Genomic DNA, 14781 nt, shown 5'->3' with positions numbered 1-14781 from the left:
GACAGATTTTCCAGTGAGGCAACATTCTATTTTTGATATTGCTCACGTTCCATATATATGATTCGTGAGAGCATGTATACAACATAATCAGGGGGAGTTCTTACCCCTTGCTCCCAGTGGGATAGTGTTCCTACTGGGATGTGGAACTTCTTGGCGAATGCAGCCTGTGATAATCCAGTAATTTTTCTCAATTCTTTAATCAGCATCTTCGTCACCGCCTTTCAGAAGGTTTGGATTAGTATTACCAAGTTTTCTTTTTGCAGCATTATTTTTAAGGATTTCCGTTTGTTTATATGCCACAGAACGCAGTTTTTGTAAACGTTCCTGTTGCGATAATCACTGAGAAATCCAGGATGCAAACTCAAAAGCAATATCAGAATGGGCATACGTTCCTCCGTATTTGCCGGCTTTTGATATTATCCCCTTAGCCTGCATTCTTTCAATCCACTGCTTCGGAGTCATTATAAGTCTGCCGCGTTCATTTCTAACCGATTGGAATTCCAATCGGTTAAAATCATTCGAATTATGAATTTCTTCCCAGACTGCGAGGAAATCGATTGTTGAATACGAGCTCATCCAATATCTGTAAGGCTGATGTAACTATCATCAGGCTCAGTACCTCCAATAACCCCTATTTCTATTCCATTATCCCTGCCTCCGAAATGGGGTCTGACCCGCTGTTTCAGTATTCAAAAATAATCATTTTATGCTCTCAACTACATTTGAAGACACAAATGAAAGCTCTGTTTCTTCCCCCTGATCAAGTATACTCAAAAGGCGGCATGCAGGACCTGTAGGATGAGTACGCCCTAGTTCCCAAGCCTCGACCGTTTTTTTAGACACGCCCATGTAATTTGCAAAAACAGTCTGCGTCATGCCTGCTTTGTTGCGAATATTCTTAATTTGACTGTTTGAATACTTAGTAATGGGTGCTATTACAAACACAGTCTTCTTAGCTTTACCAATTCCTTTTTCGTAATCTATAGCTTCCTGTAATCCATAACGTAAATCTTCAAATAATGAACTCATGATTTGTCCCTCCTGTTTTTTGCAGCCTCATCTTTAAGGGATTTAACAAGTTTCTTAAGCATTTGTTTTTCATTTTGTGTTAGATTATCTTGCTCATCTTTCTTTTTGTTTCTACTGTTGTTCATATATTCATTTTCATGCTTCTTCAATTATACAATCGTGGTGCTTATAACCTTGCCTATTACCTGCATCACATTCATAGTTTATACCAACGATAATAATATTCCCTTTATACTTCTCAAGATTATCCGGATAATTACGTTTTCGAATCTGGTCTATTGCTGTTGCAGCATCTTTATCGTATTTTAGCTCTATTAAAAGCACTGGCTTGTCTGGATATTTAGGAGACGGTATATATACAAGATCAGCATATCCCTTACCAGTATCCATTTCCTGGATTAAAGTGTAATAATTCTGTGCGTTATAATATGCTAATTGTATTGCATAACTCAAGGCAGCTTCACTGTTATAGGTTTTATTGTTTGCTTTGTCATGCGCTTTTTCAACCAATTCAGATACCTTAGCTGCATCTTTATTCCAGGTTGCTTCAAGTAGTTTTTGTGAATTTTCGAGAGCTTTGAAAACAACGCTCCAATCATCCTGCTTTGTAGATGCCTTAAATTCAGCTAGTATTTCGTTATTTGGGATATAGACTTCTTTTTTATCAATGTCGTAGGCAAGATATCCCAAATGAATCAATAAAGTAAAAATATCATCTTTACTATGAAAAGTGGTCATATCATTTTGATAATTATCAATAGATACAGAAATTCGGTTTCCTGCCATTAACACAGCAACATCTTCTTTTAAACCATCGTAATTTCTACAAATATACTCAGACAACGCCTGATATGTTTCTGTCTGATTCCAGTAATTCTGTATTCTACCAGTCTGAATTGCCTTCACAACTGATAAAGGACTATATATCGACCATTTTTCTTGACCAGGATTTTCTGAAACGCTACTGCTCTGCTCTCCCATCGATTTAGGCGGAATTATTCCATACATTTCGTATCCGTCATACCAGTTTTTGATCTCCTCACGCTCTCTTCCGTACTGATTACACAAATCATCTACCTCATCATCCGTGAATCCAGTATACTTCGCCATCTGCATTGGAAAAATCATGGAATACTCATCAAACATATTCAACGCTGAATGCTTACCATTTTTTTTGATTGGAAGAATTCCTGTCATATAAGCAAGCACAACATAGTCTTTGTCTTTAAGCCAATCACGCAAAAAATCCAAATACACTCGTTGACCTTCAGCATCCGATTTATTCTCTCTAAAGATTGCATCCCACTCATCAATGATGATTACAAATTGATGTCCTGTCTGCACATAAACGTCAGACATCGACTGAATAAGGTCTTCTCTATCAAAAAAATCCACTTCAGAATATTGATTAAGAACATCTCTCATCACAAGCAGCTGGAGTTTTTTTAGCATTTCTTCAGCAGATTTATCTTTTTTTACAAAATCAGTCATTATTATTTTGATAACATCAAATTTTCCAAGATATTTATCCCATTGATCTATTTCTTTTCCATCTGTTGCAATTTTCTTGTTTTCAAACAGCTCCCTACTGTCAGCATACCTATCATAATATGCTGCAAGCATGTTAGCCGTAATTGTTTTGCCAAATCTTCTAGGTCTTGATACACACACATATTTTTGTTCAGTAAGAACAAGTGAATTAATATACATTATCAAATCTGTTTTATCTCTGTATATCTCAGATTCTATCGCTTGTTTAAAGCGCGTGTTCCCAGAATTAAGATAAGTTCCCATTAATGTTACCTCTAATTATATCGATAAGCATTCACTTATTTTTTTCTACATTGATTGACGACATAATATATTCACTAAATACAATTTTATCATGGCAAATAAGCCCTATCAACGGTTTTACCGGTGTTGCTTTTTGCCACTTTATTTGCTACTTTATTTGCTACTTTATTTGCCACTCTAGATGAAATTGGAGGAATTTTCACTTTCCCGGAAACTATCTGCTTCTTGTTTTCATCACACAAATCGTTTAAGGTATCCTCAGAACCTGATATGCATAATTCCCAGTTGCCTTCCGGAAGTTTAACTGTTGTCTCCTTTTCATTGGGATTAAATGCAAGGAAGATAGCTTCCGCTGTTTCACCTTCAACTTTCTTATCAGAGTTATCCATTACAAATGCGATCACGTTTTTATCAAGATTCTTCACAGCAGTTATTCTCTTTGCTACTTCTTCAGAACTACTAAGGCGAAGGAGTCCGTGCTTTTTCCTGAAAGCGATGAGTTCCTTGTAATATTTAAGATTCTGCTGATACTCCTCTTTGTCGAGATTCTCCCATCTGATGCAATTTATCTTGTCTCCTGAATTAAAGCTGTTTGATTCAAAACTTCCATCTTCCCTGACTTTGGTTCTTAATATCTCCTCTCCTGCCTGCATGAATGGCACACCCTCAGCTGTCATATAAAAAGTGGCTGCAAGATTATTCATTTTAATCAATTTCTCTCTGTCTGCATCTGTCCTTGCTACAGCAATTCGGTCATAAAGAGTATTATTGTCATGGCAGGATGTGTACTGGATTATCTGGGAAGGTTCTTTGCTCCAGTCCTCTTTTGCCATAAATGACTTTATCATTTTCTTCTCCATTTTGGGTGAACCTGATACCCAGCCTGTCTCCTCTGTTATGAAGACACTGCCTTTTAATCCATCTCGCATATTGTCATTAAAGTACGCGAAACCGGGAGTTTTTACAGATGATTGCTGAATCGCCATCACTACGCCATCTTTGGTGACATCTGTATCCATGTCCCATCCTTCACCATAAAAGATCACATCAGGATGCTTCTTGTGAACCTTGGTTACAATCTCATTTATTGTGTCTACATCAAGAAGCCCTACAAGATCGAATCTGAATCCGTCGATATGATATTCATCAGCCCAGTAGCAAACTGAATCCACAATATATTTGCGAACCATGGACCTCTCAGAAGCAGTATCATTGCCACAGCCTGAGCCATTAGAGTATGTTCCGTCCGCATTTATCCTTGAAAAATACCCCGGAACTAACTTGTTAATGCAGAAATCTTTTCCATCATAAACATGGTTGTAGACCACATCCATTATCACTGAAAGTCCATTATCATGAAAAGCCTTTACCATTTGTTTTGCTTCTTTTACTCTGACCTGTCCGTCATAGGGATCTGTCGCATATGAGCCTTCAGGAACATTGTAATTAACAGGATCATAGCCCCAGTTAAATCGCTCTGATGTCGAAGAATTTTCATCCACAGATCCGAAATCATAAAACGGAAGAAGGTGTACGTGAGTTACGCCCAGCTCCCTGATATAGTCAATTCCTGTAGCATTTCCACCGGCAGTATGTGTTCCTGTCTGTGCAAAAGCAATATATTTTCCCGGGTTATCTATTCCGCCTGCCTCATTTGATGAAAAGTCTCTGATATGAAGCTCATAAATAATAGCATCATTTATCTTCTCTTCTGCATGAGGATTAACATCCCTTTCCCATCCCTCGGGATTAGTGGATTCAAGATCTATAACCATAGCTCTTTGTCCGTTAACTCCGGTAGTTCTGGCATATGGATCACAGGCTTCCACACTAAGTCCATCAATAACCGCCGTGAATGTATAATATGTCCCCACAATGTCACCCGGAACCTTCACTACAAAAGTACCCTTAACATCCTTTGTCATCTGAAGCTTCCTGCAAAGATCATCCTCCCAGGGATTCCCTGATTTGTACAGATTAAGATAAACCTCCTCAGCAGTAGGTGCCCATACACGAAACGTGGTGCCTTCCTTGCTGTAAACAAATCCCAGATCATCACCTTCATAGGTGTATTTATCCTCGAACTCTTTTGTTGAATATATTATTGAATTACTCGTTGGATTCTTGATGTTAATAATGTCTTCTACATTTTCTGTGTTAAATGCTTCATTTTTCAACTGATTCTCTGCCACTATATCTACTCCCTATTTTCCATTATTGTATTTGTCATTCGCCTGCCGTTTAGTCTATCCGCGTACTTGTGTCTTTTTTGGAAAACGTTTTCTCAAGAGATTGTACTACGTTTCACATTATTTCGTCAATGCAATAGTTTGAGCCCGTAAACATTTTACCGTTTACGGGCTCAGAACTAATCTTGGTGTAAGAAAATTATCGTAGCTAATTAATACATCTTAATTCACAAAATCACTTTTTCACATTAAAAGCCTTCATTCCAGGATCTCTTCCAGCCTTCCCAGTCTTCTTCATCAAGTCCGTCCTCGATAGAAATGATGGATACACATCTGCTTATTACAATAATTCTCGCACTCTGTAATTGATAAGTTTTGTCATCAAACATCCTGCATTCTGCCGGACACGCCCCTTGCTTTGCAAGGACCTGATCCAATATGATTCCCGTTTTTTCTAAAGAAAACCAGGAATCTATGCACGCCTGTATGGTTTGTGATTATCAAGCTTGTCAAAATATGTTGAAATCTTGGTCAATGCATCTTCCACGCTGCAGGAAACATCAAAGCTTGCGATCTGCTTTTTCTCAAGCTGCTTTTGTGCCTGAAATCCAATCTTCTTACAAACAAGGCTTCTGCAGTCACTTATGAGTTCAACTTTTGGCTGTGCTCCTCCATGACCACATCCGCCTCCGGCGCCGCAACCACCTCCAGTGCCACAACCTGCTTCATTTCCGCCTCCGCAGCCATAACCATTCCCACCAACGTCAGCACTATTACTTTCATTAGGAACCTGTCTGTATTCCTTTTTTCTGTAGCTTGTCCCCTCTACTTCATAAATTGTAAAGCCCTCTGCTGCCCCAAATGTAAGATCAACATTGACCTCATCTGATGACGCAACAGCAATTAAATATGCCATAATACTACCTCGCCTTTTCTATTTTCCAAAAACACCGCGCACCCGCATAGCGGGTGGTTTCTATTTCGCACGCTTCGCGAGCTCAACCGGGTCACGCCCCATAATGATAATAGGGGCAAAACACTTTTGCCCCTTTCATCGTTATATGCCGTAATCAGTTAAATCTCTGAACTGCTACAGTGTAAATATCTTCAATAAGTCTGATTCCTCCGGTGTAGCCGACGATGAAGTCATCGAATACTACCTTGTCGTTAACAGGCCAGGAGATATTTAAGAAGTTACCACTTAAGTCTTCAGTTACTTCCTTATCGTAGTATCCGCCAAGGATAAGTGGATATCCATGATAATCATGTTCCTTTATTGCCTCATGAATCTTATAACCGTCTGTTTCAAACACTGCCTCAGCCTGAAGTCCGTAATTCAGTTCTTTGAATTCTTCAGCAATTGCTTCTCTGTATTCCTTTGGAGTGTCATCTGTGATGAACTGCTTTGCAGGAATCAGCCCAAGATCATTTGTCAAAAACTTTGTAATTCCCAGAGCGTAGTGAGCATCAGCTACCACAGAGAACTGCTTGTTGATTACTCTGTTTTCAAGAAAAAGATCAGCATAACGCTCAATGAGATAATAGTAATATTTCTCATGCTCTGCGATTACTTCCTCAACCTTGTTCTCATCAAGATTTGCATATTTGCCGACTTCTCTTAAAAATTTGCTTGTCTCAAAAGCTCCAATAGGAAGTGTCTTATAATGCAGATAAGGAATTCCAAGTTTTCTCTCCATCTTCTTTGCATTCTTAAGTGATACCCAGGGAGAAATTACAAGGTTGAACTCTGCGTAAGGAATCTTGTTAATATTGTCGATTCCTCTGTTGTACCCAAAAATCGTATTGGGTGTAAGCCCAATCTCCTTAAGCAGATTTTCAAGCTCTCTTAAGTTCCCGAGCCAGTAAAGATCCTGATAGGGAACATCTGCCCATATATTCACAAGACCTTTCTGTCTTGCCTCTGCTTTTTCAAGATACTGATCGATGATGGCAACAACAACCTGCTCATGTCCTTTGTAGTTGTTGCCCTTAAAGCCTGCGGTAGGAGCATAAATTACAGGTTTATCGGAGTCAGCAAACTCTGAAACCACTTCACCTGTATCATCACCCACGATCTCAGGTATGCAGCCTGTCAGTACCACATACATATCCGCATCGATGACCTTAAGTGCATTGTCTATGGTTGAATGAAGCTTTTTCACGCCACCAAATACAACGTCCTTTTCGTTAATACTTGTGCAGGGAAAAATGTTTGGTGAAAAGTATCCGCTGCTGCCAGTTCCGTCTGAAAGCTTTTGAGCGCAACCGGGACCGGAATGCAGAACCGGTATCGCTCTGTCTATTGCCTGAACTGTCTGCATTGCTGCAAGTGCACATTTATATCTTTGTTTGTCCAATAATTTTGCCATTGTAATCTTGCCTCCTACCCTTATGCCTTATCCTGAACCATAAACTCACCAACATTCTGCTTATACCACCAGTCTGTGTAGGGAAGCTTTGTCCTCTTGGCAAGATTTTTCTCAAAACTTCTGTTGTTAATGCTATCCAGAATTGAATAAGCAAAATCCAAAGTGTGCTTATATCCAAAGATCATATATTCATCAGCAACGTAAACTGCAGGTGTTCCGTTCTTTATCGCCCATACAGTTGAACCGGGATGTCTTGAAAGATAAAGGTCAGGCTGATACTTGTGAAGCACATTCATAACCTCATAATTCTGCTGATCGGATACGCTGGCCTCAAAATCAATATCATTATCAAGAAGATATTTCATTGACGGAGGAACGTCACCATTCTCATACTTCTTGTCATAATGCCATGCAAGTGCCCATACAACCTCAATTCCAAGCTCATTAAGCACGCGGGATACCTCGAAGGTGTAGCCGGGGCCCATTCCCAGGACTGCTCTAAGGCCCTTAAGCTGCTTCTTTACTTCCTCGATCTTGGGAATGTAAATCGCCCTCTGCTCTTCAATGTATTTCTCGATTTTCTCACTTCTTCCGGTAACCTTACCTATCTCTCTGAGCCAGGTCTCGAAGCCTGTGATCCCACACTGATTAATGGATCTTACATAGGGAACACCATACTTTTCTTCAAGCGCGTTGCCGATATAGTTGCCGAGTGTACCACAGATACAGGTTGTTGCTAATGCTTCTGAAAGGTGTGATAATTCCTCAACTGTGGAATTGCAATATAAAAACTGCGGCTCAAGATCGAAGTTTTTAAACATCTCTATGATCTCAGGTCTTGCACTCTCAAAGAAATTTTTAAAGTTAATCTTGTTGGTTTTAACGCCTTCTCTAGGGGGCTGCACGATTGACTGGAGCACCGCATGATCAGCTATATCAAAACCGGTTGCCCATATTCTTGACTTAAAGCCCTCGCAGTGAACTGCAACCACGGGAACATCTATCTCTTCCTTGACTTCATCAACTATGCTGTCAATGTCCTCGCCGATGATTCCTGTTGCACATGAGCTTGATACAAAAATCGCCTTGGGACTGTAACGTTTATTTACCTCAAGAATTATCTGTCTAAGCTTTTCAGTTGAACCGAAAATAGTATCATTTTCATTCATATCGGTTCCGATATAGACAGTTTTGTTTGTCACTCCGCGCTTTTTAGCCATAACCTTATCGATGTAGTATGTACCGGCTGCAGCAACCGAGCATCCCGCAGGGCCGTGATGAATTATTGCAATATCCCTGATTGCCCCAAGCTGCCCTAATGCACAGCCTGATAAGCAGGAGCTTGACTGGGAAAAGCATCTTGAGCATCCCTTAAGTGTTCCGCACTCACTCTGAGTTGCAAGGTCTTTCAGAGAACCAATGTAGCCTGTGATCGAACCGATACGGTTTTCTCTTGTAGCCACGTTAGAGTTATTCAAATTTATAGCCATTTTTTCTCATCTCCTCCGTAAAAAATCATTTATTTATTCACTAAATAAACTGGTTGAAAGATACCTAAGGCCTGTGTCAGGGAAAATCACAACTATTTTCTTTCCTTTATTTTCAGGTCTTTTAGCAATCTGAGTTGCTGCAAAAAGTGCTGCTCCTGAAGATTCTCCAATAAGCACTCCGTCCTTTAAAGCAACTTCTCTTGCTGCTGCGTAGGCATCAAGTGCTTCAACTGCAATCCACTCATCATATATCTTTCTGTTTAACGTCGAAGGTATGAGATTTTCCGGTACTCCTTCAAAAGGATGTACTCCTGTTATTTCATTGTCAGGAACTGGTTTCTCGTCACTTGGAAGAGAATCCGGTCCCGGCTGTACTGCAACTACTTTAATATTGGGATTTTTTGATTTAAGATATTCACCGGTTCCCGATATTGTTCCACCGGTTCCGACACATGCCACAAGAATGTCAACTTCACCGTCAGTATCCTCCCAGATCTCGGGTCCTGTCGTCCTTTTATGGACATCAGGATTTGCCGGGTTTGAACACTGATCAACGAAGCACACATGGTCTTCCTTTGATAATACGTCTTCCTTAAGAGCCTGTATTGCTGCGATGAAATCCCCCTTTGTATCCTCAAGAGTCTTTGCAATAACAGGTTCCTCTGTAAGCTTTATGGTCTTTCCACCAAAGGCATGGATAACCTGGAATCTTTCCTTACTTACCTGATCCTGAACATATACTCTGAAAGGATAGCCCTTAGATGCGGCAATAGCTGCAAGACCGATTCCGGTATTTCCACTGGTGGTCTCTACAACTGTGTCTCCTTCCTTGAGTTTTCCGCTTTTTTCTGCTTCCTCGATCATTGCAAGGGCTATGCGGTCCTTAACGCTCTGATTCGGATTAAAATACTCCAGTTTTCCGATAACTGTTGCCTCTAATCCATTTGCCTTTTCATACCCTGAAAGCTCTAAAAGCGGTGTTCTGCCTACAAGTTCAGTAATCGATTTGTGTATATTAGCCATTTTCTTCCCCTCCTGCCAAAAACTTCGCAAGTTACGTTTTCATTTTTTGTAATGGATTATCCCCATTATTCATTGCAAAAAATTCCTGAAAATCAGATCTTGTAGTCGTCTGAAAGCTCCATCATACCGTACTCAAGAAGGATTTCCTCAAGTCTCTCCTGTGTCATGGGAGTAGGAATTACAAAATCAGTATTCTCTATAACTGCCTGAGCCAGATTTCTGTACTCCTGAGCCTGGTTTGAATCAGGCTTGTATTCGATAACTGTCTTCTTATTTATCTCAGCATGCTGAACCACATTGTCGCGGGGTACGAAATATAAAAGCTTTGTACCAAGCTCTTTAGAAAAAGCTCGAAGAAGGTCAAGTTCTCTGTCAACATTTCTTGAGTTACAAATAATTCCTCCAAGTCTGACACCTCCTGTTCTTGCATATCTCTGGATACCCTTTGAGATATTGTTAGCTGCATAAAGAGCCATCATCTCGCCTGAAGCTACGATATAGATTTCCTTTGCCTTGCCTTCTCTTATGGGCATTGCAAATCCGCCGCACACAACGTCTCCAAGTACGTCATAGAACACATAATCAAGGTCATCTGTGTAAGCGCCAAGGTTCTCAAGCATATTGATTGATGTGATGATTCCTCGACCTGCGCATCCTACACCGGGCTCCGGTCCGCCGGACTCAACGCACTTGGTTCCACCGAATCCCTCTTTCATGATTCTGTTAAGCTCGATATCCTCACCCTCTTCTCTTATAGTGTCCAGAACTGTTTTCTGAGCAAGGCCTCCAAGAAGAAGTCTTGTTGAATCCGCCTTGGGGTCACATCCAACCACCATTACCTTCTTCCCGTGTTCAACAAGTCCTGCTGTCAGGTTCTGTGTTGTTGTGGATTTTCCGATTCCACCCTTACCATAGATTGCAATCTGTCTTAGTTCTGCCATTTTTTCATCTCCTCATTTCTTTTTTTTATATAAATATTTACTTCTTCTCTTTTTCAGCAATTGCAAATACCCTGTTAAATTCACAGATAAGATCTGCAATTCCTTCAATTCCCACTGATAACCTGAGGGTTCTGTCGTTAATTCCGTTTTTTGCAAGTACATCCTTGGGAACATCAGCATGTGTCTGTGTCACCGGATAGGTTATAAGTGTCTCTGTGCCTCCAAGACTCTCTGCGAAATATATAAGCTGCACATTGTTAAGAATTGAATGTGCGAACTCCACCGAATCTACTTCAAAGGTAACCATTGCTCCAAAGCCTCTTGCCTGCTTTTTCATGATTTCGTAGCCTGGATGCTCCTTAAGTCCCGGGTAGATTACTTTTGTCACATGCTCGTTTGTCTGCAGAAATTTCGCGATTGCCATTGCATTTTGCTGGGCTCTTTCAAGTCTTACTGCAAGTGTTCTGATGCCCCTCAAGATAAGCCATGAATCAAAGGGGCTTAGTCCTGCTCCCGTTGTCTTATATATAAATCTCAGTTTTTCATCAAGCTCTTCATCCTTTACAACCAGGAATCCTCCGATTGTGTCGTGATGTCCTCCAAGGAATTTCGTTCCTGAGTGAACAACTATGTCTGCCCCGAAATCCAGTGGATTCTGAAAATATGGTGACAGGAAAGTATTATCAACCACAAGAAGAAGTCCGTTTTCTTTTGCTACCTTCGATATTTTCTCAAGGTCTGTGACATTCATCATTGGATTGGTGGGTGTCTCAAGATATATCGCTCTTGTCTTTTCATTTATTAAAGGTGTAATATCATCGCTGCTTAAATTTGCTGAAGAATAGGTAAGTCCGTTTTTCTTACTTATCTCATTAAAAAGTCGTATGCTTCCTCCATAAAGATCCGAATCGACTATGAAATGATCTCCTGGCCTAAATAGCTCCATTACTGCAGCTATGGCCGCCATTCCGCTTGAAAACGCCATTGCATCTTTTCCGTTCTCAAGATATGCAACAATTGACTCAAGCTGCTGCCTTGTGGGATTCTGCATTCTTGTGTAGTCATATCCGGTGCTCTCTCCCAGCCCAGGATGTGCAAAAGTAGCAGTCTGATAAATCGGAAAGCTTATGGCTCCCCACTGATCCATAAGGCTTCTGTCCAGCTGCTGACACTTCGTATCTATACTGCAATTAACATCTGTACATTTATTACAACCACTACAATCCATAATGTGCTCCTCGTTAATATATTTACTTATTTGCTTTTCTGTCCTTAACAGCTTTGCTAAGGTTATCCAGCGCTGTTTTTATCACGACTCTTGGACTCGCAATATTTATTCTTTCAAACAGTGCCGTTTCTTTTCCAAATATTATTCCGGCGTCAAGCCACAATTTTGCTTCATCAACGATCAGATGTTTTAAATCCTTGTAGTCATCCGTCACCTCTGAGAAGTCCAGCCATATAAGATATGTTCCTTCAGGCTCTATAAGCTTAACCTCCGGTATATTTTCCCTAAGATAATCCCTCAGGAAATCCAGATTCCCTTTAAGGTACTCTTTTAACTCATCGACCCAGTCGCTTCCTTTGTTGTAACAGGAAATGGTTGTGGTAAGTCCTATAGCATTGGGCTGACTATATCCTGCTGCATCGTTCTGCCATCTGAACTCATCTCTTGTCTTTTTATCCGGAATTAAAATATTGGCTACCTGAACTCCTGCTATATTGAAGGTCTTACTGGGAGAAGTCCCTATAACCAGCTTCTCCTGGTACTTATCTCCAAGTTCCAGGAATGAAATATGTTTATAGCCCGGATAAATAAAGTCGCTATGAATTTCATCTGAAAAAATGACCACATCATTTTCAAGACATATATCGCCAAGTCTTTTCAGCTCTTCCTCTGTCCAGACCCTTCCGACCGGATTATGCGGACTGCAAAGCAAAAACAGTTTTACATTGTTTTCTTTTATCTTCTTTTCAAAGTCCTCGAAATCAATTTCATACCGGCCATCTTTGTAAACCAGCTGATTATTTATGCAATTCCTTCCGTTCAAAAGGATTGTTTCCTTAAAAGGATAGTAGACAGGCTCCTGAATGATCACGCTGTCGCCCTCATAGGTAAACGCCTTTATGGCAAGGGCTATTGAATATACAACTCCCGGAACAACAGTGTTCCATTCCTCTTTGATATCAAGGCCATGTCTGTCCTTGAACCATTTTTTTACAGCATCGTTGTACTCGTCATCAGGATCTGTGTAGCCGAAAATCCCATGGTCCACTCGCTTTTTAATATCACAGAGAATTTCATCCGGAAGAGCGAAATCCATATCAGCTACCCAAAGAGGAAGAAGATCTGTCCTTCCCATCCGTTGCTGGCCGAAATCGAATTTAAGACTGCTTGTTCCCCGTCTTTCTATTACTTTGTCAAAATCATATTTTCCCATATCCTTCTTCCCTCTATTTGTATCTGCAAAGCCGGTAATTTCAGTGCTGCCTATTTGCCTGCTAAAATCAGAGTAAGGAACATCTTCTGCTTTTTTATGCCGCAGTTTATGCAAACACCCCATTCATTTCGTTGAGTAGTTTAATGTAACCATCCAGTCTGAAGATTGAGTTTTCTACTTCTCCGGGCATTTCAAAGGATGCTATGCCATGCTCCTTTAACTCGTAGGCTGCTCCTGCACCAATCTTTGCTGCCAGAACAAAATTGCAATCCAGCAGGGCTTCTACCCCTCTCTTTAGTTTTTGGCTGTCATGACTTCCGCCGTTGCAAACAGGACTGACAAATCTCTGCTCGATTTCTTCAAAGTTTCCGTCCTCATCGACATCAACGATTAGAAAGCTCTCTGCTCTTCCAAAGTGCTGATCAACATATCTGTTGTCTGTAGATGCAAGCGCCACCCTGTATGATGCATTTTTCATAATTTCAGCTCCTTCACTTTTTGTACCGGCACATTTTTTCGTAATCCTGCCTATCGGAATAAACCATTAAAGTCTCATTAGCCATGTGAAAAAGTACTTCTGACGTTAAGTCTGTTCTGATAAACCAGTTTGCTGTACTCTGAGATTCCCGGAACTCCCACCGCATCTGCACGGCAATGTGCGCAGTGTCTGAAAACTTTTATATACTTCTCCGCGTCTTCCCTTGCCTTCTCTAAGAGTTCACAGGTAGGTCTTTCAATGTCCTTAAGCTTATGCTGCGGAATTAGTGGAATAATGTTGTAGATAATTGCTCCTGCTTCTCTGACAGTTCTTGCAATCTCACTAATGTGATGGTCGTTAATTCCCGGAACAAGAACGGTATTGATTTTGATTGTCACTCCTGCTGCAGCTACTTTCTTAATTCCTTCTATCTGATTTTTTATAAGGATTTTAGCTGCTTCAACTCCCTCAATTTTCTCTCCATGATAAATTATGTAATCATTGAGCTTTGCCTCAATCTCGGGATCCACTGCATTGACGGTAACTGTCAGGGTATCAACTCCTGCATCTATGACTTCCTGTGCTCTCTCATTAAGAAGAAGTCCATTGGTGCTCATGCACTTAAGAAGTTCGGGATGAGCTACTCCGATTTTTTCAAAAGTCTGAAGTGCATAGTCAGTTGCAAGTGTATCTCCGGGTCCTGCGATTCCTGCCACCTTAATTGATGGAACCAGCTCTATGGCTCTTCCGATAAAAGTATTCGCTTCATCCGGTGTGATTACCTTCGATGTTACTCCCGGACGCTGCTCAACATCATTTATGCTTCTGTCACAAAATCTGCAGGCTATGTTGCATCCCGGACTAACCGGAAGATGAATTCGTCCTGCATTAAATTTGCATCCCCCAAAGCAGGGATGATTTTTCTCAAGCTCCTCAATTGATCTAGCCATATTCATAATCTCCTCAAATAACAACAGTTTATTGTCTGCATAAATCCGGCCGGATACCGGTAACGTTACCCACTCAT

16 protein-coding genes are annotated in these 14781 nt (G+C 40.6%); all 16 read right to left on the bottom strand.

Annotated elements, in window-relative coordinates:
* Positions 1-26: 26 nt before the first annotated feature.
* Positions 27-206 carry a helix-turn-helix domain-containing protein gene (locus G622_RS0111880; RefSeq protein WP_044916930.1) on the bottom strand — a complete coding sequence of 60 codons (180 nt, stop codon included), beginning with the start codon at positions 204-206 and terminating at the stop codon, positions 27-29.
* A gap of 130 nt (positions 207-336) precedes the next feature.
* A complete protein-coding gene (locus G622_RS25285) occupies positions 337-576 on the bottom strand; it encodes a KilA-N domain-containing protein (RefSeq protein ID WP_242832996.1) in 240 nt (79 codons plus the stop codon).
* 123 nt (positions 577-699) lie between these two features.
* Positions 700-1029 (bottom strand): helix-turn-helix domain-containing protein, encoded by a 330-nt coding sequence (locus G622_RS22715; RefSeq protein ID WP_044957556.1) that lies wholly within the window; start codon positions 1027-1029, stop codon positions 700-702.
* On the bottom strand, positions 1026-1154 hold the full coding sequence (locus tag G622_RS26690) for a hypothetical protein (RefSeq protein ID WP_256374518.1): 129 nt from the start codon (positions 1152-1154) through the stop codon (positions 1026-1028). Before G622_RS26690 ends, G622_RS22715 begins: the two co-directional genes overlap by 4 nt.
* A gap of 10 nt (positions 1155-1164) precedes the next feature.
* On the bottom strand, positions 1165-2823 hold the full coding sequence (locus G622_RS0111860; protein WP_026510904.1) for an AAA family ATPase: 1659 nt from the start codon (positions 2821-2823) through the stop codon (positions 1165-1167).
* Between the two features lie 89 nt (positions 2824-2912).
* The gene (pulA, locus tag G622_RS22710) at positions 2913-5015 is read right to left on the bottom strand and encodes a type I pullulanase (RefSeq protein WP_242832995.1); all 2103 of its coding nucleotides are present in this window, start codon (positions 5013-5015) and stop codon (positions 2913-2915) included.
* Between the two features lie 245 nt (positions 5016-5260).
* On the bottom strand, positions 5261-5401 hold the full coding sequence (locus G622_RS0111850; RefSeq protein ID WP_155831474.1) for a hypothetical protein: 141 nt from the start codon (positions 5399-5401) through the stop codon (positions 5261-5263).
* 83 nt (positions 5402-5484) lie between these two features.
* The gene (locus G622_RS22705) at positions 5485-5928 is read right to left on the bottom strand and encodes a NifB/NifX family molybdenum-iron cluster-binding protein (protein WP_044957554.1); all 444 of its coding nucleotides are present in this window, start codon (positions 5926-5928) and stop codon (positions 5485-5487) included.
* Between the two features lie 154 nt (positions 5929-6082).
* A complete protein-coding gene (locus tag G622_RS0111840; RefSeq protein WP_026510902.1) occupies positions 6083-7381 on the bottom strand; it encodes a nitrogenase component 1 in 1299 nt (432 codons plus the stop codon).
* A gap of 20 nt (positions 7382-7401) precedes the next feature.
* Complete coding sequence (locus G622_RS0111835) at positions 7402-8871, bottom strand: nitrogenase component 1 (RefSeq protein ID WP_026510901.1); 1470 nt, start codon at positions 8869-8871, stop codon at positions 7402-7404.
* Between the two features lie 33 nt (positions 8872-8904).
* Entirely contained in the window at positions 8905-9894 is a 990-nt protein-coding gene (locus tag G622_RS0111830; RefSeq protein ID WP_026510900.1) for a PLP-dependent cysteine synthase family protein, read from the bottom strand.
* A gap of 92 nt (positions 9895-9986) precedes the next feature.
* Positions 9987-10835, bottom strand: coding sequence for a nitrogenase iron protein (gene nifH / locus G622_RS0111825; RefSeq protein WP_026510899.1), 849 nt, complete (start codon positions 10833-10835; stop codon positions 9987-9989).
* A 37-nt stretch (positions 10836-10872) separates the two neighbouring features.
* Entirely contained in the window at positions 10873-12063 is a 1191-nt protein-coding gene (locus G622_RS0111820) for a trans-sulfuration enzyme family protein (protein WP_081675292.1), read from the bottom strand.
* Positions 12064-12085: 22 nt separating this feature from the next.
* Complete coding sequence (locus G622_RS0111815) at positions 12086-13276, bottom strand: MalY/PatB family protein (protein WP_026510897.1); 1191 nt, start codon at positions 13274-13276, stop codon at positions 12086-12088.
* Between the two features lie 106 nt (positions 13277-13382).
* A complete protein-coding gene (locus G622_RS0111810; RefSeq protein WP_044916594.1) occupies positions 13383-13754 on the bottom strand; it encodes a NifB/NifX family molybdenum-iron cluster-binding protein in 372 nt (123 codons plus the stop codon).
* Positions 13755-13831: 77 nt separating this feature from the next.
* On the bottom strand, positions 13832-14704 hold the full coding sequence (locus tag G622_RS0111805; RefSeq protein WP_026510895.1) for a radical SAM protein: 873 nt from the start codon (positions 14702-14704) through the stop codon (positions 13832-13834).
* Positions 14705-14781 lie beyond the last annotated feature (77 nt).

It is taken from the genome of Butyrivibrio sp. LC3010 (assembly GCF_000424385.1).
Lineage (GTDB): Bacteria > Bacillota > Clostridia > Lachnospirales > Lachnospiraceae > Butyrivibrio.
Note: the sequence above shows the minus strand (reverse complement) of the source record. Positions and strands in the feature narration are given on the sequence as shown.